The following is a 22,229-nucleotide window of genomic DNA, read 5'->3' as shown; positions in this document are numbered from 1 at the left end:
ATGGTCCAGCGCATGGGCATGGTGATCGGCGTGAAGCCGGAAAAGCTCGAAGAATACAAGCGCCTGCACGCCGAGCCGTGGCCGGAGATGAACGCAGCGCTGAGCGCCGCCAATATCCGCAACTACTCGATCTACCTGCGCGAGCCCGAAATGCTGCTGTTCGGCTACTGGGAATATGCCGGGTCGGACTACGAGGCCGATATGAAGGCGCTCGGCGAGGTCGCCATCACCAAACAATGGCTGGCGCTCACCGACCCTTGCCAGGCGCCGCTGAAAACCGCCGCTCCCGGCGAGTGGTGGAGCATGATCCCCGAAATCTACCATCTCGACTGAGGAGACGCCCGATGGTTGCGCTCAACGGCCGGACCTATACCCGTCGCGAGATCGCCGAGCGGGCGGGCATGCTGAGCCAGTTCGCCGGCGTGCGGTTGATGGAACTGAGCGATGGGGTCGAGCGCGGCATCCGCATGCTCGAATTCCGCACCGGTTCGGGCCTCCGCTTCACCGCTTTGGTCGACCGCGCCCTCGATATCGCCGACTGCGAGTTCAAGGGCCAGGCGATCGGCTGGAACTCCCCGGCCGGCTTTCGCCACCCGGGCCTGCATGAATATGAGGGCGAAGGCGGCCTCGCCTGGGCCCGCTCGTTCTCCGGGCTGCTTGTCACCTGTGGGCTAGACCACATCCTGTTCATGAACGAGGTGCCGGCCGACAGCTATGTCTATGGCCCCAAGCCGACCGTCAGCCACTCGCTGCACGGCCGCGTCGGCACCATCCCCGCAAAACTCACCGGCTATGGCGAGGAGTGGCGCGGCGACGAGTGCGTGCTGTGGGCCGAGGGCATCGTGCAGCAATCGGCGGTGTTCGGCGAAGACCTGCATTTGATCCGTCGCATCGAAGCCGATGTCGGCGGCAAGGAAATCCGGATCAGCGATCGGGTGGTCAACCACGGCTTCTACAAGACGCCGCACATGTACTGCTACCACATCAATGTCGGCCACCCCGTGCTCGACGAAGGGTCGCGCTATCTCGCACCGATCCGCGACGTGGTCTGGGCTGCCCATGCCGGCGACGCCTATCGCAAACAGGGCGTCGGCTACCGCACCCTGAGCGCCCCCAAGCTGGATTTCCACGAGCAGGTCTGGCAGCACGAGCTCGGCGCCGATGCCGGCGGCAAGCAGTTCGTTGCCCTGGTCAACGATCGCGTCGGCCTGGGCTTCGAGGTCGCAACCGACAAGGCGCAGTTCCCCTGCCTCTACGAATGGCAGAACCTGCAGGCCGGGCAATATGCGCTCGGCATCGAGCCCTCGACCAACCACGTGCTCGGCAACAACGCGGCGCGGGAGCGCGGCGAGATGATCTGGCTGCAGCATGGCGAGGAGAAGCGCTACGACAGCACCTTCCGCATCCTCGACGGTGCGGCCGAGATCGCCGCCAGCGAGGCCCGCATTCGCGCTATCTCCACCCAGCCCGAAGACGAGTACCCCGCCCCGTCCGGCAACCACCTGAAGATTGCGGGACGCTGATGGGCACGGATCGCTTCGGCTCTCTCGAGGGCAGGACCATCCTCTATACCGGCGCGGCCGGCGGGCTGGGGCTCGAGACGACGCTCGAACTGCTGCGCTCGGGCGCAAAAGTCGTCGCCATCGACAACGACGCCAACAAGGTTGCGGCGCTGCTCCAGGCGGCGGCAGGCCTCCGGGGGCTTACTGTCGCCAAGCTCGATCTCGCCGATCTCACCGGGCTGCGCGCCGGGCTGCAGAAACTCTCGGCTGAGGTCGGCGGCTTCGACGTCGTCATCAACAATGCGGCGATCTATCCCTCAAAGCCCTTCGAGGACTACACCATCGAAGAGATGCAGCTGGTGCAGCGCATCAATGTCGATGCCGGCATCGTCTGCGTCCAGGTGGCGCTGCCGCATATGAAGGCGGCAAAGCGCGGCCGCATCATCAACATCTCGTCGGTGACCATCTCGGGCGGCTGGTCGGACCTGACGCCCTATGTGCAATCGAAGATGGCGCTGGTCGGCCTCACCCGCTCATGGGCCCGCGAGTTCGGCAAGCACGGCATTACCGTCAACGCGGTAGCGCCGGGCGCCTTCCCCACCGATGCCGAAAAGATCCATCCGGACCTGCCGGCCTACGAAAGGCGCATCTACGAAGCGCAGGCGCTGCAACGCCGCGGCGCCCCCGCCGATATCGCCAACATCCTGATGTTCCTCGCCTCCGACGCAGCTTCCTTCGTCACCGGCCAGACCATCCATGTGGATGGCGGCTGGTACATGCATTGAGATGCAAGGGGTTGCAGTGCTGACTGGAGGTTTCAAGCGGGCGGCGCACCCCCTCCCAACCTCCCCCGTCAAGGGGGAGGTGTTCGGCCGGTGGCTTTGGCACGATCGAGCTTCAAGCACGGAACAGCACCTCCCCCTCGACGGGGGAGGTTGGGAGGGGGTGCGCCGCGCGCTCATACCCAACGACATGCACCAGCAGATTCAACGTACAAGGCACTGACCCATGGGCATCCTCTCCGGCTACCGCGTTCTCGATTGCTCCATCGCCATGGCCGGGCCCTTCGCGGCGCAGCGGCTGGGGGATCTCGGCGCCGATGTGGTGAAGGTCGAGCCGGTGACCGGCGAGTGGCAGCGCCACACCGCGGCGGGCGGGGCGCGCGGCAACAAGGTCAACGTCTCGTTCCTGTCGCTCAACCGCAACAAGCGCTCGCTGGCCGTCGATTTGAAAGATCCCGACGGCAAAGCCGTGCTGCTCGAGCTGGTGAAGACCGCCGACGTATTCCTGCAGAACTACCGGCCGGGCGTCGCCAAGCGCCTCGGGGTCGACTACGAGACGCTGTCGAAGATCAATCCGCGCCTCGTCTATGTGTCGATCTCCGGCTACGGCGAGGACGGCCCCTATCTCAACCGCCCCGGCCAGGACCTGGTGCTGCAGGGCATGTCCGGCGCCATGCTGTCGGCCGGCCGCGAGGGCGAGCCGCCCAATGCGGCGGGCCAATACCTGGTCGACGGCATCACCGCCTACACTGCCTTCGAGGGCGCCCTAGCGGCGCTGCTGCATCGCGAGCGCACCGGCGAGGGCCAGCTGGTGCAGGTGAACATGCTCGACGCCATCACCACGATCCAGATGCAGGAACTCTCGGTGTTCACCGTCGGCAAGAAGCCGCAGGTGCGCTCCGCCGAGCCGCATGCCCATGTCTACATCCGCGCCCCCTATGGCGCCTTCGCCACCTCCGATGGCTTCATCATCGTTGCCTTCCCCAAGCTCGCCAATCTCGGCCAGACCATCGGCGAGCCGAGCTTCCTTACGATGGACGACGAGGTCGACACCTGGACGAAGCGCGACGAGATCTTTTCGAAGACCCGCGACCGGCTGAAGACCAAGACCACCGCCGAATGGCTGGAACTGCTGCGCGCTGCCGATATCTGGTGCGGCCCGGTCTATGGCTATGCCGACCTGGTCGAGGATGAGCAGATCAAGCACAACGGCACCTTCGTCGAGTACGACCACCCGACCGAGGGTCACGTAAAAACCCCGGGCTTCCCGATCCGGTTCTCGAAAACCCCATCGACAGTCGAGCGCGGCGCCCCGGTGGTCGGCCAGCACAGCCGCGACGTGCTGCGCGAAGCCGGGTTCGACGACGCAGCGATCGAACAATTGCTGGCCAAAGGCACAGTGGCGGAGAACGAGATATGAGCGACAACATCCTCGTCGAGCGCGACGGCTTCGTCGGCATCATCACCATCAACCGGCCGGAAAAGCTCAACGCCATGACGCCGGAAATGGCGGCGGCGCTGGTTGCCGCAGTCACCGAGTTCAATGGCGACGACGCCATCCGGGCAGTGGTCCTGACGGGAGCCGGCGAGAAGGCGTTTTCCGCCGGCTCCGACATCCGCACCCTCGACGACTACGACAGCGCCTGGAATTTCCGCAACCGGCCCGACTATTGCGACGCCATCCGAGCGCTGCTGAAACCTTCGATTGCCGCGGTGAACGGCTATGCCTTCGGCGGCGGGCTCGAAACCGCCATGGCCTGCGACATCCGCATCGCCTCGGACAATGCCAGCTTCGCGGCGCCGGAGATCAAGCTCGGCTGGATCGGCGGCGGCGGCATGGCGGTGAACCTCGCCCATGCGGTGGGTCCGTCCAATGCGGCGCTGATGATCATGACCGGCGATCCGATCGATGCCGCGACCGCCGAGCGCTGGGGGCTCGTCTCCCGCATCGTGCCGCGCACCGAGCTATTGGCCGAAGCCAAGCGCCTCGCCGCCACCATCGCCTCGCGCGCCCCGATTGCCGCCGAGACGGCGAAGCTGAACCTCCGCGCCGCCTGGGAACAGTCGATCGCCAACGCCATCAACTACGAGCGCGACCTGCAGGCGATCTGCTTTGCCACCGAAGATGCGAGCGAAGGCCGGGCGGCGTTCAGGGAGAAGCGCGCGCCGGTGTTCAAGCGGCGGTAGGTGATCTTCGAGCCCTTCGGGCACCCACTCGCCATCTCCACCGCGTGTCATCCCAGCGAAAGCTGGGACCCATCTATCCGCCGGCGCGAGCGGTGAGTTGGGTCCCAGCTTTCGCTGGGATGACATCGAGTGGGTGGTAAGGCCGGAGACTAAGGCGCGACCGAAGCCGTCCCAAACGCCGCCAGCGCCGCGCCGATCAAACACGCCGTCGGCCCGAACTTTGCCGGCACAATCTCCACAGCCTTCGACAGCCCCAGCGCTTCACGTCGCGCCGCGGCGCGGGCCGGCTGCAGCAGCCGGTCGCCTAGTGCCAAGACGCCGCCGGCCACCACGATGATCTCGGCATCGACCACATTATTGGCGCTGCCCAGCACCGCGCCCAGCACCTCCGCCGCCTCGGCGATCACCGCCTGGGCCTCGGCATCGTCGGTCTCGGCCAGCGCCGCGATCTCGCGGAGGTTCCGCTCGTGCCCGGTCCGCCGCGCGTATTCGATCTCCATCGCCGTGCCGCTGGCATAGGCTTCGAGGTGGTCGGTGCCACCGCAGGGACACGGCCGGCCCTGCCGCAGCGGCGACAGGTGGTGTCCGACGCTGCCGGCAATGCCATAGGCGCCGCGCTCGACCTGGCCATTGCGCACCAGCGAACCGCCGACGCCAGTTCCCAAGGCGACGATCAGCGCCGAGCGCTTGCCGCTGGCGGCGCCGAGCACGCCCTCGCAGAGCCCTGACGCCTGCACATCGTTGAGCACCATCACCGGCATACCGAGCTCTTCGATGAGCCGCTGCTGCAACTGCGTGCCGGCCCAGCCGCTCAAATGATCGGTCGCCGAGGTGATCTCGCCATGTTCGCCGACGACGCCGGCCGTGCCGACGCCACAGCGGCCGACCGGCGATGGTGCGCCCAAGAGGACGTCTTTCGCCAGCGCAGCGACAGCGGCGATGATCGCCTCCGCCCCGTCGCGGGCCGGCGTCGCGACCTGCCGGCTCATGACGATAGTGCCCGCCGCATCGACCAAGCCGACCAGGATCTTGGTGCCGCCGATATCGACGGCGAGGGCAACCTCGCTCACTTCAGCGCACCCGTGGCGATGCCGCCGATGAAGTAGCGCTGGAACACCAGGAAGATCAGGAAGGCCGGCAGGGTGAACAGCACGCAGGATGCCATCAGCGGCCCCCATTGCACCCCGTGCTCGCCGAGGAACGAGTAGAGCCCGATGGAGAGCGTGTAGCTCTCCTCGTCATTGAGGTAGATCAGCGGATAGAGGAAATCCGTCCACGCCCAGACGAACTGGAAAACCGCCGAGGTGATCAGCGCCGGGCGAGCGATCGGCAGCACGATCGACCAGTAGATGCGGAACTCCGAGGCGCCATCGACCTTGGCCGCTTCGATCAGCTCGTCCGGCACGCTCAGCAGGAACTGCCGGATCAGGAAGATGAAGAACGGCGTGCCGAGGAAGGCCGGAACAATGAGCGGCAGGATGGTGCCAGTGGCGCCGACCTTGTTCCACATCATGTAGATCGGGATCAGCGTCACCTGCGGCGGCAGCATCATGGTGGCGAGCACCATGATGAAGAGCAGGTTCCGCCCCTTCCAGCGCAGCTTACTCAGCGAGTAGGCGACCAGCGGCGACACCAGCACGGTGCCGAGGACGCTGAGGCCCGCGATCACCACCGTATTGAGCAGGAACCGGAAGAACGGGATCTGCGTCAGCGCCCCGACGAAATGGTCGAGGGTCCAGCTGCGTGGCAACAGCTCGGGCGGCGCCATGAAGATCTCGTCCGAGACCTTGAACGCCGTCGTCAGCATGACGATGAACGGGAAGACGAACACCAGGGCGAGGAGGATCACCAGAGCGTAGCGGTAGATGGTCATCAGCCAGCCGAAGCGGCCGCCGACCGGCACGCGCTCGCCGAGCGCTGTGCCCTGAAACTCAGCGGTTGTCATAGAACACCCACTTCTTGGCCGACCACAGGATCAGCAAGGTGATGGCCAGCGTCACGAACAGCAGCACCCAGGCCATCGCCGAAGCGTAGCCCATCTTGAGGAAAGTGAAGCCGTTCTGGAACAGGTAGATCGAGTAGCTCAGCATCGAGTCGCCCGGCCCGGTCGCGGTCTGCGTGCCGAGCCCCGGATCCTTCGACAAGACGAACGGCTGGGTGAACACCTGGAGGAACGCGATGATCAGCACGATCACCTGGAACAGCGTCACCGGCGAGATCATCGGCCAGGTGATGTGCCAGAAGCGGCGCAGCGGCCCGGCCCCGTCGAGCTCGGCGGCCTCGTAGAGCTCCTGCGGCACGTTCTTCAGCGCCGCGAGGTAGATCAGCATGGTGCCGCCCACCGTCCACAGCATCAGGACGATCACCGAGATACCGCCCCAGCTGGCGTCGAGCAGCCAGTTCGGCTGCGGGATGCGGAACCAGCGCAGGATCTCGTTGACGAAGCCGTACTGGGCGTTGAGCAGCCAGCGCCACAGAAAGCCCGCCGCCACTGCCGGCACGATCGAGGGCAGGTAGACCAGCGCCCGCCACAGCGCCTGGCCCTTCAGCTTCTGGTTGAGGATGTGGGCGCCGGCGATCGAGATCGCGATATCCACCGGCACGCCGACAAAGGTGAAGAACAGCGTGTTGTAGAGGCTCTTCCAGAACTTGGCGTCCGAGATCATACGCTCGTAGTTGGCCAGCCCGACCCATTTGGGCGCCTTGAACAGGCTGAAATCGGTGAGGCTGTAATAGCCCGAGGCGAGGATCGGCCACAGGTAGAGCACCAGGAAGCCGATGATAAACGGCGAGGCGAAGGCCAGGCCCTTGAGAAGGGCCCGGCCTGTCGGTTCGCTCGGTGTCGGACGCGCGCTCTGCAACAGCTTACTGCGAGTACGAGCCGGTACGATCGGCAACGCCCTGGAGCGCCGCTTCGGCAGTCTGGGCGCCCTGCAGCACCGAGTCGAATGCGGACGCGAGGTCGGCATTGTATTCGGCCATGTACAGCGCCGGCGGCAGGCCGTGCGTGTTTGGGTTCTTCAGCGCGTCGAGCCAGACCTTGAAGTTCGGCAGGTCGTCATAGGTGGCGCTGTCGACCAGCGACAGGCGGCCCGGCAGGTTCGCCAGCACGTGGCTGAACTTTTCCATCGCCGGCGGGCTGATCAGGTATTTCAGGAACTCGCCCGCGGCTTCCTTGTTCTGGGTGTTGGTCGGGATGAAGATCGTCGACACATCAGCCCAGGTCGAGCCGTTGAGCTCGGGGGTCTTGCCCGGCACCTGCACCACGCCCCAATCCATACCGGCTTCGGTATTGAACTTGGCGCGCCACTCGCCCTCAAACACCATGGCAATCTTGCCCTGCTTGAACGAGTCCTGGTCCGACATATAGGGGCCGAAGCCAGCGACGAACTTGTTGTAGGACGCAGGAGTCACCGGCGCCACCACGTTGTCGAAGTAGAACTGCACGCCCTCGACGAACCCCGGATCGGTCGGGGTCGGCTTGCCGTCGCGGTTCCAGTCGCCGCCATGCGCGTAGCCCAGCGTCTTGAGGCCGGCCGAGATGTCGGTGAGCCCGAGGCCGAGCTGGGTGACGTTGCCCTCGGCATCCACCTTGGTCAGCTTCTTGATGGCGTCGGCGAGCTCGGCCATCGAGGTCGGCGGGGTGACGCCGGCTTCATCGAGCAGCTTCTTGTTATAGACCAGCTGGAAATTGTGGGTGGCGATCGGCACCGAGTAGAGCACGCCGTCGACCACCAGCTGCTTCATGGCGCTCTCGGGGAAATCGGCGGTATCGAGACCGAACTCGTCGAGCGGCAGCAGAATGCCCTGGTTCGCCCACGAGGCGATGTTGGAGGCAAAATTGTCCGAGATGTCGAAGGCGCCCTTGGCGCTCGACATCGACGCCAGCTGTTTGGTCATGTCGGGGCTCGACACGCCCTTGACCACGATCTTGTCCTGGCTGGCGTTGAAATCGGTGATGATCTGCTCGAGCGCCGCGCCCTCCGCGCCGCCCCACAGATACGAGAAGGTGACCTCGGTCTTGTCCTGCGCGGAAGCGCCGAGCGCCCCACCCAGCAGCATGACCGCGCCCAGCGCCGTCGACATCGCGGCATGCGCCGCACCAGCTTGAGCTTTCCGCTCCATCCTGAATTCTCCCTTGGCTACATGCCGTCAAATGGTGTAGCCCAATTTTTCGAAGCGCGTCAACATGGCGTCACATTCTGCATAGAACAGGCGGATATTGGTGCAATTGGAGTATACCACTCACTTGCCCGGCAACGACGAATTGTGCTTTGATGTGCGCCAAAGCGAGATCAGGAAAGGTTGCAAGCCTTTCCGGTTCGATCTCGCGAAAAACAAGGACTTGGAGCAGGAGTGCGATTCAACGAAGCGCAATCGTGCTCCAGTGGGAGGGAATCCGATCATGGCTGAGACCGCCGGAAACGGTCGCACGGGCACCAAGGGCGCCCAGTTGCGGAGCTATCTGCTCGGCCTCATCGAGGGCGAGCTGAAGCCGCATGAAAAGCTCCCCACCGAGCGTGATCTCGCCGAAACCTTCGGCGTCACCCGCCTGACCGTAAGGCGCGCCCTCGATCAATTGGGCTATGAGGGCCGCGTCTACCGCACCCAGGGGGCCGGCACCTTCGTCTCCGAGCCGCGCATCGCCAAATCAGTGGAACTGACCTCATTCACCCAGGACATGCGGGCCCGCGGGCTCGTTCCCGGCTCGCTCGATACGGTGGTGGAAGAAATCCCCGCCGGCGCCGAGATCGGCGCCCGGCTGGCGCTCAGCCCGCGTGATCTGGTCGCCCATATCTCGCGCGTCCGCACCGCCGATGGCGAGCCGATGTGCATCGAGAACACTTATGTTCCGGCCAAGCTCGCGCCCGGCCTCGCGGCGCGCGGCATCACCGGTTCGCTCTACCAGATGCTCACCGAGACCTATCACCTGAAGATCGAGAAGGCCGAGCAGTCGATCCACGCCACGGTGCTCGATCCGCCCTTGGCCAAGCTGCTCGGCGTCCCCGAGTTCTCGCCGGCCTTCAAGGTGCTGCGCGTCGCTTACGATGCCAAGAATCAGCGCATCGAATATGCCGAAAGCGTCTATCGCGCCGACCGCTACTCCTACGATTTCGTCATTTTCCGCACGAGCAGAGACAATACGAATTGACGTCCACACGTGCCCTTTCCCTCGCCTTCCTTCCCCTCGATGAGCGCCCGGTCAATATCGGCCTGCCCGCCGGTATCGCCGCCATAGCCGGCGCCACCCTGGTGCTGCCGCCGGCCGAACTGTTGCCTCAACTCCGCCAGCCCGGCGATGCCGACGGCCTCGGCCGCTGGCTCGAGCGCACGGCGCCCTCGACCGACGCGGTGATCGCCTCGCTCGATATGCTCTGCTATGGCGGCCTGATCGCCGCCCGCACCACCGCCGATACGACGCTCAGCGCCCTCACCCGCCTCGACGTGCTGCGCCGCCTCCACGCCGTGCACCCGGCGCTGCCGCTCTGCGCCGTGTCGCTGGTGATGCGCGCCTCCAACTCCTACAACCCGCAGGAAGAGCCCGATTACTGGGCCCGGCACGGCATGGAATTGCACCAGCTCGGCGCGCTGCACCACCGCGACCTGCTCGAAACCCTCGGCGCCAGCCATGCCGGCAATGCCGAGGCGCTCGTCGCGCTTCGCGCTGCGCTCCCCGGTGAGATCGTCGCCGATTTCGAGCGCCGGCGGCTGCGCAACCATCACGTCAATCTCGAAGCCATCGCGCTGGCCTCCGAAGGCGTCATCGATCCGCTGCTGATCACCGCCGACGATACCGCCGAACACTCGGCCGGCTCAGCCGAGCAGGTGTGGCTGAAGCAGTGGAGCCACGTCCTCCCCATATCAGGCGAAGTGCTGATGTATCCCGGCGCCGACGAGGTGGCCGCGGTACTGGTGGCGCGCCAGCTCGGCGCCCGCTTCGGCGTCGCCCCGCGCTTCACCGTCGAATGCGCCGATCCGCCGGGCATGCAGCGTATCGCCAAATACGAGAACAGCCCGATGCACGAGGCGGTCGACCGCCAGCTCCGCGCCAGCGGCTCGGTGACCGTCACCGACCCCGAGGCCATGGCCCTCGTCGTGCATGCCCCCGACCCGAAGCGCCGCGACCATTGCGGCATGGTGGTCGAGAGGTCCGGCGCCGGACATGACGGCACCCAGTCGATCTTCGATGACGACGACGCGGTCGAGGCCAAGAAGACCGCCGACCTCATCGCCCGCTTGCTGGCCGCCGGCCGCGAGGTGGCGCTTGCTGACCTCCGCTATTCCAACGGCGCCGATCCGCTGCTGATCGAGGAGCTGCACCGCCGCGGCATCCTGCTTGAGCTCGTCGCCTATGGCGGCTGGAATACCGCCGGCAATGCGCTCGGCTCAGTGGTCGCCGCTGCCACGGCAATCCAGATCGGCCGCGCCGCCGGCACCTTCGATGCCGCCGCCGCCCGTCGCGTGCTGCTGCACCGACTGATCGAGGATTTCGCCTACATGACCGAGGCGCGCCGGCCGCTGAACGCCGGTGTCTACAGCTTTCCCGACCGAACTGAGGAGGTGGCAGCCGAGACCGCAATCGGCGCCGGCCTCGACGCCACCCTGAAGCGCCTCACCGGGCGGGACGACCTCGGCATCACCGCCGTCCGCTTCCCCTGGCACCGCAGCTTCGAAGTCGACTTCACCATCGCCGGGGATCTCTCGTGACTGGCCCTACTCTGCTCAAGCGCCTCGAGCGCCAGCTGATCGTTTCCTCGCAGGCGATGAACCCGAAAAGCCCGCTGCGCCAGCGCCCCGATATCCTGGCGCTGCTTGCCGAAGCGGCCGAACTCGGTGGCGCCGGCGGCTTCCGCCTCAACGGCGCCGATGTCGTCGGCTTGCTGCGGCCGCGCACCAGCCTGCCGATCATCGGCATCGTCAAGGACACCCGCGAAGGCTTCGACAACTACATCACCACCTCCAGCGCCGACGCCGAGGCCCTCTCAGCCGCCGGCGCCGATATCGTCGCTATCCAGGCCACATCGGGCACCCGGCCGGGCGAGAGCTTTGCCGAAATCGCCGCCACCACCCACCGCCTCGGCAGACTGGTGATGGCCGATATCGCGACCCTCGACGAAGCGCGGCAGGCCGCCGCCGAAGGCGCCGACCTCATCGCCACCACTATGGTCGGCCACACCGCGCTGACCGAGGGCGTGGCCCGCCCGCCATTCGATCTGGTGTCCGAGATCGTCGCGGCACTCGACGTGCCGCTGGTGGTCGAAGGCGGCATCTGGACCCCCGAGCACGTCGCCGCCTCGTTCGAACGCGGCGCCTTCGCCGTAGTCTGCGGCTCGGCCATCACCGCTCCGGATATCATCACCGAACGGCTGGTGGCGGCGATCCCGGGTCGGTAGCTAGCTCAGCGCGCTTGGCCCCCTCACCCCGGCCCTCTCCCCAGAGGGGCGAGGGGGCGCGAGTTGAACCGCCAGTGCCACAACGCCCCCTCGCCCCTCCTAGGGGCGCAATTGCGCTCCCGGGGGAGAGGGCCGGGGTGAGGGGCGCCAAGCACACCGGCCCCCTAAACCACCGTATCGATCGCCCACAGCACCGCGATGATCGCGAAGATCGCGATCAGCACCGCGATCACCCCCAGCACCCCGACCAGCACCCCGCTGAGGATCAGCAGCCCGTCGCGGTTGAGGATGCCGGCGCTGATCATCGCCACCGCCAGCGAGGGCAGCATGTTGCAGAACGGGATCGGCGGCAGCATCACCAGCGCCATGCCGATGTTGAACAGCCCGAGCAGCGGCAGGGCGGGCCGGCTCGACAGCGCGAACAGCCGCGGCGACGAGACCCGGGTCAGCCCCTCGGCAATCCGCGCCAAAATGTCCATGAGCTTCATCAGCGGCTTCAGCGGCAGCCGCCGCTCGCCGACCCACCGCCACAGGTGGATCGGCCGATGGAACAGCATCAGGATGGCGAATGCCAGGATCACCAGCGAGACGACGAAATTGTAGCCGGGCGGCCCGGGCAACAGGTTGAGCAGCGCGAACACCAGCAGCGCCAGCGCATGCGAGTGGATGCCGATCAGCTCGATCAGCCCATTGCAGGTCAACCGCGCATCCGGCTCTTCCGCCACCTTTCGCAGCTTGGCGATCATCTCGGCGAGTGTCGCCTGGATCGGATCGTTCTCGCTGTCGGGCGGCAGGGCGGAGGTGTCCTCCGCCCCTGGTGTCGTTTCGATCACCGTCAGTGCGCCAGCGCCGCCGCCTTGATCTCGGCATACTCGGCTTCGGTGATCGCGCCCTCGTGCAGCAGCGTTTTTGCCCGGGCGATCTGGTCGGCCGGCGTCGCCTGCGCCACTTCGCGGATATAAGCGTCGGTCTGCGACTTGAATTTCCGCTCATCGGCCAGCTGCCGCTGCGCCATGCCCTGGCCGCGCGCGATGATGTAGACCAGCGCCGTCAGCAGCGGCACCAGCAAGAGCGCAATGATCCACAGCGCCTTGGCAAAGCCGCCCATGGAATTGTCGCGGAACACATCGACCACGATGCGCACCAGCACCATCAGGTAGGACAGAAGGAAGAAGCTGATGGCGATCAGCCACAGGAATTCCCAGAAGTTCGAGGTCATCTCTATCTCCAGTTCAGGGTGAAGGGGGTGCGGGTTGAGCGCCCCGCGGCACGACGACTTTCCAGGCGAGCGCCAGCATGGCGCCTCCTTCCCCAATCAATTCCAGCCCCACGAACAATGCGATCACCCAGACCGGCGGCTCCGGCAGGCTGGCGATCAGCAGCAGCGACAGGGCAACTCCCAGGACACCGCTGAGCACCACCCACAACCAGTTCTCGAACGGCCGGATGGTGAAGCCGAAGGTCAGCCGCGCCACGCCCTGCACCATCAGATAGACGATCACCAGCATGGTGATCACCTCGCGCGCCTGGGCCGGGTTGCGCAGCAGCAGGATGCCGACCAGCAGCGCAATGACGATCGACAACAGCTGCAGGCTCGAATGCGGCATCTGCCTCGTGCCGAACAGCGCGACCCCCTGCAGCGCCGCGGTGGCGATCAGCAGCCAGCCGAGCGGCACCGCAATCGCCGCGCCGCTCAGCAGCGGATAGAGCATGGCGAGGAGCCCGGCGACGATCAGCAGTATCGCTTCGGCGATGTAGACCAGCGCGTATTTGCGCACCGCCTGGTGCATCGCTGTGCGATACGCTTCGGCTGCCTGCTCGAGCGTGATGCTCTCCATCTCGGCCTCGCTAATAATCCACCGCGTCGCGGCTGATCGGGCAGGTCATGCAGTGCCCGCCGCCGCGCCCGCGGCCGAGCTCGGACCCCGAGATGGTGATCACCTCGATGCCTTCGCGGCGCAGCAGCGTGTTGGTGTAGGTGTTGCGGTCATAGGCGAAGACCACGCCGGGTGACACGCAGACGAGGTTAGCGCCTGAATCCCACTGCGTGCGCTCGCGCATATAGGCGTTGCCGCCGGTCTCGACGACGCGCAGCTGCTTCAAGCCCAGCGCCTCGGTAACCGTCTCCACCAGCCCCTTGTCCTTGCTGAGCACGATGCCGCCCTTACCGTCCGGACGGTAGGAGAAGCATTCGATCTTGTTGACGATATCGGGGTAGAGCAGCACGCAGTCGCGATCGGCGAAGGTGAACACCGTGTCGAGATGCATCGCGGCGCGCAGTTTCGGCATCGCGGCGATGATGACGCGCTCCACGGCGCCCTGCTCGAACAGCGACTGCGCCAGTTGCGCGATGCCCTGGCGCGAGGTGCGCTCGCTCATCCCGATCAGCACATTACCCTTGCCGATCGGCATCACGTCGCCGCCCTCGAGCGTCGCCATGCCCCAGTCCCTGGTCGGATCGCCCCACCAGACATTCACCTTTCCGGCGAAGTCCGGGTGGAACTTGTAGATCGAGGTGGTGAGGATGGTCTCCTCGTGCCGCGCCGGCCAGTACAGCGGGTTGAGCGTTACACCGCCATAAATCCAGCAGGTCGTGTCGCGGGTATAGAGCGTATTGGGCAGCGGCGGCAGCAGGTACTCGTTGACCCCCGCCGCATCGCGGACCAGCTCCATCAGCCCGGCGCCATGGCTATCGGGAAACTCATAGGTGGAAAGCCCGCCGATCAGCGTTTCCGCCAATTGCCGGTTGTCGAGGCCCTCGAGATAGGAGCGGACGTCTTCGACGAGGTCGGGGCCGACCTGGTTGGCGACCACCTGGTTGTCAAGGATCCACTTCTTGGCCTCGGGTACGGCGACGGTCTCCGCCAGTGCGCTGTGCATCTCGACCACGTCGACGCCGCGATCCCTGAGTTTCTGCATGAAATCGAAATGGTCACGCTTGGCCACATCGACCCACATCACATCGTCGAACAGCAGGTCGTCGCAGTTCGAGGGGGTGAGCCGCTGGTGCGCCCGCCCCGGCGCGCACACCAGCACTTTGCGCAACTGGCCAACTTCCGAGTGCACTCCGAACGCAGTTGCCGTGCTCATGGCATGGATCTCCAGGGGATCATGGGACGATGGCGCCGCTGATCAGCCCCCAGGCGCCGGCAAGACCGGCGACGAGGGCGACGGCGAAGACGATGAGCTCGGCGGGGCTGAACAGGCGGAGCTTTTGCTCGCGGCGAGCCCAGAAGTAGAGGATGGTGCCCGGCACCAGCAGCACGGCGAGCAACAGCACATATTGCAGCCCCGCCGCGACGAACATCACCAGGGTATAGAGCGCCGCGATGGCGGCAACGATCAGGTCGCCGGTGCGCTCGCCAGGCGTCGCCTCATACCCCTCGCCGCGCTGTGCGATCAGCACCCCATACCCCGCCACCAGCAGGTAGGGCAGCAGCGCCGTGACGCTGGTCATATCGAGCATGAAGTTGAAGGCGTCCTGCGAGAAATAGGTCGAGATGACGAACAGCGAGACGACGATATTGGTCAGCCACAGGGCGTTGGCAGGAACGCCGTTGGCGTTCTCGGCGGCGAACAGCTTGGGCATGTCTTTCGACTTGGCCGCGGCGAACAGCACCTCGGCGCAGATCAGCGACCAGGCGAGGTAGGCGCCGAGCACCGAGATCAGCACGCCGATCGAAATGAACACCGCGCCCCAATGCCCGACGATCTCTTCCAGCACCCCGGCCAGCGACGGCTGCTGCAGCCCGGCCATCGTCGCTTGCGGCATGGCGGCATAGGGGAGGAGCGTAATCGCCACCATCAGCCCGGTGACGCCGAGAAAGCCGAGGATCGTCGCGGTGCCGACATCGGCGCGCTTCTTGGCGAAGCGCGAGTAGACGCTGGCGCCCTCGATGCCGAGAAACACGAACACCGTGATCAGCATGGTGTCGCGCACCTGGTTGACCAGCGATTTCTCCGGCATGCCGACCCCGCCGAAGAAGTTCTCGGCGAACTGCTGGTAGTTGAACACGAAGATCATGATCAGCAGCGCCACGAACAGCGGCACCAGCTTGGCGATGGTGACGATGGTGTTGATGAAGGCGGCCTGCTGCACGCCGCGCAGGATCAGGAAGTGGAAGGCCCAGATGCCGCAGAGCGACACGATGATGGCGATGACCGAGCTGCCGTCGCCGAAGATCTCGGGAAAGAACCGTCCGAGTGTCGAGCCGATCAGCACCCAGTAGAAGACGTTGCCGAGGCAGCTGCCGAGCCAGTAACCGAAGGCCGAGAGGAACCCCATATAGTCCCCGAACCCGGCCTTGGCGTAGGCGAATACGCCGGAATCGATGTCCGGCCGCTTCGCCGCCAGCGTCTGGAACACCCGCGCCAGCATGTACATGCCGGTGCCGGCTATGGCCCAGGCGATGATGGCGCCGAACGGCCCCGTGGCCGCGCCGAAGCGGCCGGGAAGATTGAATATCCCGGCGCCCACCATTGATCCCACGACCATGGCAATCAGCGCATTAAGTGAGAGCTTCCCGTCTTTCGTCGCCACGAAAGCCTCCAGATCTCAAGTATCACTGTACGATTTCGTACATATACTGCTCATACAAAAGCTTAGATGCCGCTTCGTGCGGCGTGAATGAACATTTATTATTGCAGTTTATTACAATGGCAGGCGGATGTCATTATTGTGCTTGGGTGATGCATCCGACCGCCCGCGCACCCCCTCCGAGCTACGCTAGGTCGCTACGCTCCCAAGCTTCGCTTGCCTCCCCCGTCTAGGGGGAGGTGGGCATCGAGTGTTTGGCTGGGTCTCACCACAACCACCGGCGAACACCCTCCCCTTCACGAGGAGGGATGGGGAGGGGTGTGCAGCACGCGCGAGATTCTCGGTGGGACCACTTGTCCTGCCGCAAAGGCGGAGAAGCCAGGTGCTACACCGAAAACAGCGTCGCCCCGATGAACCGATCGGTGTCGGCGCCATAGTTGTAATAGTACGCGGTCAAGAGCTTGCCATCGGCCCGCACCACAGTGCGCGGGTAGCCGAGGTCGGCCACGCCGCCGTCGTCGCGCAAAACGATATCGCCACTCCAGGTCGCGCACTCATCGCTGCTGACCCTGGCGCGCATGCCATAGGGCGCGTCGCGATAGCCATAGACCAGCACCAGCCGTCCATCGGCCAGCCGGTTGATGGTGGGCGGATTGCTGTTATGGCCAACCCGCGGCACGGGCGTGCCGACATGCCGCCAGCTCTTGCCCGCGTCGCTCGAGCGATAGAGGTCGATCCACGCCTGCCGCTCCGGTCCGCGCGGCGCCGCGCAGCGCACGAAAGTGAGAATGTCGCCACCCGGCAGAAGCAGCGACGCCGGCATGATGGCAAAGCCCTCCGGCTCGTCGCCGACAAAGCTCTCGAACGTAAAGCTCCGGCCGCCATCGCGGGTCCGCGCCGCAAAGACCCGGCCTTCATCGCCATTGGCTTTCACCGCGGTGAGGAGGAACAGCGCGTCGTGCTGGCCGAGCGGCACGATGTCGGTGCGCGCCGAAACCCCGGGCAGGCCGAAATCGCCGAGCCGGTACGGGCCTTGCCAGCTCCTCGCCCGGTCGCGGCTGACGTAGAACCAACTGATCGAACCGGCATCGAGCCCGGTGCGGGCGCACATCACGATGGTCTCGGGGTCGGTGAAATCGATCGGCTGGTCGAGCACCGGGATATCGCGTTCGACCACGATATTGGGCTGGCTCTGCAGCGCCTCGACGACGTGCTCGTCACCCGACAGCGAGGTACCGCCGGGGATTTTCCCGGTGAACAGCTCGTCGCTCCAGCTCAACCCGCCATCGAAGCTGCGCGCCTGCCGGCCGATGAACGGCCGCGTCTTGTCGCGGGCGTGCAGGCTCTCCTGTTCCCCTCGAAACCCCCGCGAAAACACCACCACCACTTCGTCACCCCAGATCCACATGCCGTAATTGGCCGGCCAGGCAACGAACTCGCCCTCCTTGCGGTAGATTTCGAGGTGCTGCGTCATGGTCAAATCTCCGTCGGGCCCGCGAGGGCCGGGTCGCGATAATCGAACTGGGAGGCGTCAGCCCTTGACGCCGCTGGTGACCGCGCCGTCGATGACGTAGCGCTGCGCGAACAGGAACACGACGATCACCGGCAGGGTGATCAGCGTCGCCATCGCCATCACCACGTTCCAGCGCGCATCGGGTCCGCTCTGTAAGAGCTGCAGCCCGATCTGCAGCGTCGCCATCTCGCGCTGCGAGGTGAGGATCAGCGGCCAGATGAAATCGTTCCAGGCGCTCTGAAAGCTCAGCACGCCGAGCACCGCCATAGCCGGGCGGGCCAGAGGCAGCAGGATGCGCCAGAAGATGGTGAAGGTCTTGGCGCCGTCGAGCCGCGCCGATTCCTCATACTCGATCGGGATGCGCGAGAAGAACTGCCGCATCATGAAGATGCCGAACGGCGTCGCCGCGGTGGGGAGGATCATCCCCCAATAGGTGTTGAGCAGTCCGGTGCCGCCATTGCCCAGCCAGTCATTGCCGCCGGCGAACGGGATGCGCTGCACGATCAGGAACACCGGCACGATCTGGCTCTGCGCCGGCACCATCAACAGGCCAACCACCAGCGCGAAGATCAGGTTCTTGCCCTTGAACTGCATCCGCGCCAGCGCGTAGCCGGCCAGCGCGCAGAACACCATGTTCGAGGCAGTCGAGCCGAGCGCGAACACCAGGCTGTTGATCAGCTGCCGCCCGGTATCGGGCCCGGCAATGGCGTCGATATAGTTCTGCCAGACGAGGCTGTTGGGGATGAAGTTGGGCGGAAACTGGAAGGTCTCGGCGTCGGTCTTGAACGAGGTCGACACCATCCACAGAAACGGGGTGATCGTCGCCAGCGCGGCGAAGATCAGCAGCCCGTAGCCGATCGCCCGCTCGGCCACCGGCCACCAGCGCTGCTGGAACGACACGGTCGGGACTGCCGGAGCAGCGGTTTGCGCGATGTCGCTCATGATTCACCCCGGCGCATGAGCTTGGTGCCGATGATCGAGAACAGGAGGATGGCGAGGAACAGCACGGTCGACATCGCCGCCGCATAGCCGAACTCGGTATAGCCGAAGGCGGTCTGGTACATCTGGAACACGATGGTTTCGGTGGAGCCGAGCGGCCCGCCATTGGTCATCACGTAGATCGCGCCGAACACCTGGAAGGTCTGCACGATCAGGATGATCATCAGGTAGAAGGTGACGTTGCTGAGCATCGGCACGGTGATGCGGAAGAAGACGTCCTTGGTCTTGGCCCCATCGAGCCGCGCTGCCTCGTAGATATCCTTGGGGATATCCTGCAGCCCGGCGAGGTATATGATCATCGCGGTGCCGAAATCGCGCCAGATCGCCATGACGATCAGCGAGGTCATCGCGAGGTTGGGGCTCTGTAGCCACGGCTGCGGCGGCAGGCCGAGCTGCGTCAGGGTGCCGTTGATCGGGCCCGAATAGGGCTCGTAGACATACATCCACACCACCGCCGCGGCGATCAGCGAGGTCAGCACCGGCAGGTAGAAGATGGTGCGAAAGACGATGCGGCCGCGCAGCTTGCCGTTGAGCGCCACCGCTGCCAGCAGCCCCAGCGCCATGGTAGGCAGGGTCACCCCGACGGTGTAGTAGGCGGTATTGCCCACCGCTTGCCGGAACCGGCTGTCCGACACCAGTTTGATATAGTTGTCGAACCAGACGAAATTGGTTGGCCTGAGGAACGAGATGTCGGTGAGGCTCATCACCACTGTCGCTGCTGCCGGGAGCAGCAGCGACAGGAACAGGATGATCAGGGCCGGCGTCAGGAAGGCGTAGGCGCTCCAGTTCTGCGTGAAGCTTTGTGGCCGTCGGGCCAGAGCTGTGCTCGATTGCAGCGCCATGTCGTCGCCTTCCTTAGCGGCCGAGAACCGCGATGACCTCGGCCTCGGCGGCCTTCAGCGCTTCCTCGGCGGTGACGCGCTTGAACAGCGTCTCCTGCACGGCGCGGGCGATGATCGTCACCATGCGCGAGAAGGCCGGGATGGCCGCGGCCTTGGGCGGCGCGAAGCTGGCGGTCTTGATGAACTTCGAAAGGAACGGATCGGCCTGCACCGTCGGATCCTGCTGTGCCGCCTTCAGCACCGGCACGTTCTTCGAGGCCAGAGCGAACGCCACCTGCTGCTCCTGCGACAGCGCGAACTCGACGAAGCTCACCGCTGCCGCCTGGTTCGGCGACGCCTTGGTCACGGCGAAGCTGAACGGGTCGACCAGCGAGGTGAAGCCGCCCTTCTCCATCGGGATCGGCAGCACGTCGAACTCGATGCCCGCCTTCAGCGCGTTGTTGGTCGAGTAGTTGCCGGCGATGATCATCGCGGCGCGACCCTGGTTGATCGGGCTCGCCGAACCGCCTGGCCCGAGGCCGAAGCCGAGATCGGTGACCTTGTCGGTATGTAAGAGCTCGAACATGAAGTTGATCGCCGCAAGGCCTTCGGGACCGCCAAAGGCCGGCGCCGTCAGGTCGTCGTTGAACAGCGTGCCGCCGGCGCCCTGCAACAGCAGGGTGAAGATCTCCCAGGTCTCGAGATCGTTGTGGAACATGCTAAGGCCGGCCACTTCGAGCAGGCCATTGTCCTGCCGCTTGGTGAGCGCCTTGGCCCACTCGCGCAGCTCGGCCCAATCCTGCGGGCCCTTGTCCGCGTCGAGCCCGGCTTCGGTGACGTATTTGCGGTTGATGCCGAGGCCGCGCGACGTGCCGTAGAGCGGCACCGAGACCTGCTGTCCACCGATATTGCCATAGGCGAGGAGCGAGGCATCGAGCCCGGCGAAATCGACATTGGCGAGCCCGGTTTTGAGGTCGGCCAGCTTGTCGCCGGTCGAATAGGTCAGGGTGTAATCCCAGTGCTGGATGAACAGGTCCGGCGCGGTGTTGCCGTTGATCGCGGTGAGGATCTTTTCGTTGAGCTGGCTCGGCTCGGCGAACAGGCTCGAGTTGAGCGCGATCCCCGGATGCGCCGTCTTGAACGCCGCTTCGAGCGCTTCGCCCGCCGCCTTCTTGCTGCCGGCGAGCTGCGACCAGAACACCAGTTGCTGGTCCTGGGCGAAGGCCCGGCCGATACCGCCGGCGGCGGTGATGGCAAGGCTGCTGGCGGCGGCGCCGAAGAGGAACTGCCGGCGGTTGGATTTGAAGGTCATCTCGTTACTCCCTTTTGAGCGCGCGACCGGAGGCATGGTCCTCCTCCCCCAGGTCGCGGGCGATGAAAACGCGTCAGTCGCGGTGTCCGCGAGCCTGGCCCGCGGCATCGAAGAGGTGGATCTGCTTCAGCGGCACGTGGACGCCGAGCGGCGCATCGGCAGCAATCGCCGGATCGCCGTTGAACAAGGCGGTCAGCGTCCGGCCGCCCTGCTCGCCATAAACGATGGTGTGGAGCCCCAGCCGCTCGACGGTGCGCGGGGCGATGCTGAGGGTCAGCGCCGGCTCACCTGGCGCGGTTGTGGTGATCGCCTCGGGCCGGATGCCGATGGTCGCGTCGCCGCCGACGGTGAAGCCGGAAGCATCGCCCGGCAACGCCAGCTGCCCGACCTCGGGCACCTCGAGCAGCACGTTGCCGCCCTCGAGCCCCGCGACCTTGGCAGTCAGAAAGTTCATTGGCGGGCTACCAATGAAGCCGGCGACGAACAGGTTCGCCGGCCGGTGATAGAGATCCATCGGCTTGCCGACCTGCTCGACCTTGCCGGCATTCAGCACCACGATGCGGTCGGCCATGGTCATGGCTTCAAGCTGGTCGTGCGTCACATAGACCATGGTCGAGCCGAGCCGCTTATGCAGCTGGGTCAGCTCGGAGCGCATTTCCATGCGCAACGCCGCGTCGAGGTTCGACAGCGGCTCATCCATCAGGAAGATCTCGGGCTTCCGCACAATGGCCCGGGCGATCGCCACGCGCTGCCGCTGCCCGCCCGAGAGCTTGTTCGGCTTGTCCTGCAACCGCGTCGTCAGCTGTACCGTCGCCGCGGCCTTGGCCACCTGTTCGCGGATATCGGCCTTCGAGCGCTTCTCCATCTGCAGCGGAAAGGCGATGTTCTCGAACACGCTCATATGCGGGTAGAGCGCATAGGACTGGAACACCATGGCCACCGGCCGTTCGCCAGCCTGCCGCGCCGTCATGTCTTTGTCACCGATCGCCACCGTGCCGGCGCTGACCGGATCGAGCCCGGCAATCAGCCGCAGCAACGTCGACTTGCCGCAACCCGAGGGGCCGACAAACACCGCGAACTCGCCATCCTCGATGGCCAGCGACACGTCCTTTACCGCCTCGAACGTCCCGTAGGTCTTCGAGACATTCTGAAGTTGCAGTTCGGCCAACGGCGCCCTCCCAG

The 22,229-nt window shown here is 65.5% G+C and carries 22 protein-coding genes; 8 read left to right on the top strand and 14 right to left on the bottom strand.

The window, feature by feature from the left end; translation table 11 throughout:
* The 5 genes from ACSQ23_RS22445 to ACSQ23_RS22425 all read left to right on the top strand — a co-directional run bounded on the left by ACSQ23_RS22445 (position 1) and on the right by ACSQ23_RS22425 (position 4,471).
* Positions 1-333 (top strand): L-rhamnose mutarotase, encoded by a 333-nt coding sequence (locus tag ACSQ23_RS22445; RefSeq protein WP_055999140.1) that lies wholly within the window; start codon positions 1-3, stop codon positions 331-333.
* An 11-nt stretch (positions 334-344) separates the two neighbouring features.
* Positions 345-1,523: an aldose 1-epimerase family protein gene (locus ACSQ23_RS22440; protein ID WP_436091966.1), complete on the top strand. Its 1,179-nt coding sequence runs from the start codon at positions 345-347 to the stop codon at positions 1,521-1,523.
* Positions 1,523-2,287: an SDR family NAD(P)-dependent oxidoreductase gene (locus tag ACSQ23_RS22435; protein WP_436091965.1), complete on the top strand. Its 765-nt coding sequence runs from the start codon at positions 1,523-1,525 to the stop codon at positions 2,285-2,287. The genes ACSQ23_RS22440 and ACSQ23_RS22435 overlap by 1 nt, the downstream gene beginning before the upstream one ends.
* 223 nt (positions 2,288-2,510) lie before the next feature.
* Positions 2,511-3,704: a CaiB/BaiF CoA transferase family protein gene (locus ACSQ23_RS22430; RefSeq protein WP_436091964.1), complete on the top strand. Its 1,194-nt coding sequence runs from the start codon at positions 2,511-2,513 to the stop codon at positions 3,702-3,704.
* Positions 3,701-4,471 (top strand): enoyl-CoA hydratase/isomerase family protein, encoded by a 771-nt coding sequence (locus tag ACSQ23_RS22425; RefSeq protein WP_055999128.1) that lies wholly within the window; start codon positions 3,701-3,703, stop codon positions 4,469-4,471. The genes ACSQ23_RS22430 and ACSQ23_RS22425 overlap by 4 nt, the downstream gene beginning before the upstream one ends.
* Positions 4,472-4,620: 149 nt before the next feature.
* On the opposite strand, the gene ACSQ23_RS22420 is transcribed toward ACSQ23_RS22425, so the two are convergent.
* The 4 genes from ACSQ23_RS22420 to ACSQ23_RS22405 are packed head-to-tail and all read right to left on the bottom strand — an operon-like array spanning position 4,621 to position 8,596.
* The gene (locus ACSQ23_RS22420; RefSeq protein ID WP_436091963.1) at positions 4,621-5,541 is read right to left on the bottom strand and encodes an ROK family protein; all 921 of its coding nucleotides are present in this window, start codon (positions 5,539-5,541) and stop codon (positions 4,621-4,623) included.
* Positions 5,538-6,416 (bottom strand): carbohydrate ABC transporter permease, encoded by an 879-nt coding sequence (locus ACSQ23_RS22415; RefSeq protein WP_436091962.1) that lies wholly within the window; start codon positions 6,414-6,416, stop codon positions 5,538-5,540. Before ACSQ23_RS22415 ends, ACSQ23_RS22420 begins: the two co-directional genes overlap by 4 nt.
* Complete coding sequence (locus tag ACSQ23_RS22410; RefSeq protein ID WP_436091961.1) at positions 6,403-7,332, bottom strand: carbohydrate ABC transporter permease; 930 nt, start codon at positions 7,330-7,332, stop codon at positions 6,403-6,405. Before ACSQ23_RS22410 ends, ACSQ23_RS22415 begins: the two co-directional genes overlap by 14 nt.
* 4 nt (positions 7,333-7,336) lie before the next feature.
* A complete protein-coding gene (locus tag ACSQ23_RS22405) occupies positions 7,337-8,596 on the bottom strand; it encodes an ABC transporter substrate-binding protein (RefSeq protein WP_055999122.1) in 1,260 nt (419 codons plus the stop codon).
* A gap of 280 nt (positions 8,597-8,876) precedes the next feature.
* Between ACSQ23_RS22405 and ACSQ23_RS22400 the strand changes: the two genes are divergently transcribed.
* The 3 genes from ACSQ23_RS22400 to ACSQ23_RS22390 are packed head-to-tail and all read left to right on the top strand — an operon-like array spanning position 8,877 to position 11,865.
* Positions 8,877-9,623 carry a GntR family transcriptional regulator gene (locus tag ACSQ23_RS22400; protein ID WP_055882661.1) on the top strand — a complete coding sequence of 249 codons (747 nt, stop codon included), beginning with the start codon at positions 8,877-8,879 and terminating at the stop codon, positions 9,621-9,623.
* Positions 9,620-11,179: a DUF4127 family protein gene (locus ACSQ23_RS22395; RefSeq protein ID WP_055999119.1), complete on the top strand. Its 1,560-nt coding sequence runs from the start codon at positions 9,620-9,622 to the stop codon at positions 11,177-11,179. Before ACSQ23_RS22400 ends, ACSQ23_RS22395 begins: the two co-directional genes overlap by 4 nt.
* Positions 11,176-11,865, top strand: coding sequence for an N-acetylmannosamine-6-phosphate 2-epimerase (locus ACSQ23_RS22390; protein WP_055882655.1), 690 nt, complete (start codon positions 11,176-11,178; stop codon positions 11,863-11,865). The genes ACSQ23_RS22395 and ACSQ23_RS22390 overlap by 4 nt, the downstream gene beginning before the upstream one ends.
* Positions 11,866-12,029: 164 nt before the next feature.
* Here ACSQ23_RS22390 and ACSQ23_RS22385 read toward each other — a convergent pair whose 3' ends face one another.
* The 10 genes from ACSQ23_RS22385 to ACSQ23_RS22340 all read right to left on the bottom strand — a co-directional run bounded on the left by ACSQ23_RS22385 (position 12,030) and on the right by ACSQ23_RS22340 (position 22,215).
* Entirely contained in the window at positions 12,030-12,698 is a 669-nt protein-coding gene (locus tag ACSQ23_RS22385) for an exopolysaccharide biosynthesis protein (RefSeq protein ID WP_055882653.1), read from the bottom strand.
* A gap of 2 nt (positions 12,699-12,700) precedes the next feature.
* A complete protein-coding gene (locus ACSQ23_RS22380) occupies positions 12,701-13,084 on the bottom strand; it encodes an SHOCT domain-containing protein (RefSeq protein WP_055882650.1) in 384 nt (127 codons plus the stop codon).
* 13 nt (positions 13,085-13,097) lie between these two features.
* Complete coding sequence (locus ACSQ23_RS22375; protein ID WP_055882646.1) at positions 13,098-13,703, bottom strand: HdeD family acid-resistance protein; 606 nt, start codon at positions 13,701-13,703, stop codon at positions 13,098-13,100.
* A gap of 10 nt (positions 13,704-13,713) precedes the next feature.
* A complete protein-coding gene (gene arcA, locus ACSQ23_RS22370; protein WP_436091960.1) occupies positions 13,714-14,955 on the bottom strand; it encodes an arginine deiminase in 1,242 nt (413 codons plus the stop codon).
* Positions 14,956-14,974: 19 nt separating this feature from the next.
* Positions 14,975-16,360, bottom strand: a complete 1,386-nt coding sequence (locus ACSQ23_RS22365; protein ID WP_436092156.1) for a basic amino acid/polyamine antiporter — start codon at positions 16,358-16,360, stop codon at positions 14,975-14,977.
* Between the two features lie 427 nt (positions 16,361-16,787).
* Positions 16,788-17,876 (bottom strand): sialidase family protein, encoded by a 1,089-nt coding sequence (locus tag ACSQ23_RS22360; RefSeq protein ID WP_436091959.1) that lies wholly within the window; start codon positions 17,874-17,876, stop codon positions 16,788-16,790.
* A 57-nt stretch (positions 17,877-17,933) separates the two neighbouring features.
* Complete coding sequence (locus ACSQ23_RS22355; RefSeq protein ID WP_055999109.1) at positions 17,934-18,857, bottom strand: carbohydrate ABC transporter permease; 924 nt, start codon at positions 18,855-18,857, stop codon at positions 17,934-17,936.
* The gene (locus ACSQ23_RS22350) at positions 18,854-19,756 is read right to left on the bottom strand and encodes a carbohydrate ABC transporter permease (RefSeq protein WP_436091958.1); all 903 of its coding nucleotides are present in this window, start codon (positions 19,754-19,756) and stop codon (positions 18,854-18,856) included. Before ACSQ23_RS22350 ends, ACSQ23_RS22355 begins: the two co-directional genes overlap by 4 nt.
* 13 nt (positions 19,757-19,769) lie before the next feature.
* Positions 19,770-21,047: an extracellular solute-binding protein gene (locus ACSQ23_RS22345; RefSeq protein ID WP_436091957.1), complete on the bottom strand. Its 1,278-nt coding sequence runs from the start codon at positions 21,045-21,047 to the stop codon at positions 19,770-19,772.
* A 73-nt stretch (positions 21,048-21,120) separates the two neighbouring features.
* Positions 21,121-22,215 (bottom strand): ABC transporter ATP-binding protein, encoded by a 1,095-nt coding sequence (locus ACSQ23_RS22340; RefSeq protein WP_436091956.1) that lies wholly within the window; start codon positions 22,213-22,215, stop codon positions 21,121-21,123.
* Between the last annotated feature and the right edge of the window lie 14 nt (positions 22,216-22,229).

The sequence above is a fragment of the Devosia sp. LjRoot16 genome (genome assembly GCF_964252795.1).
In the GTDB taxonomy this organism is placed as follows: domain Bacteria; phylum Pseudomonadota; class Alphaproteobacteria; order Rhizobiales; family Devosiaceae; genus Devosia_A.
This window is presented reverse-complemented; position numbering and strand designations above follow the sequence as displayed.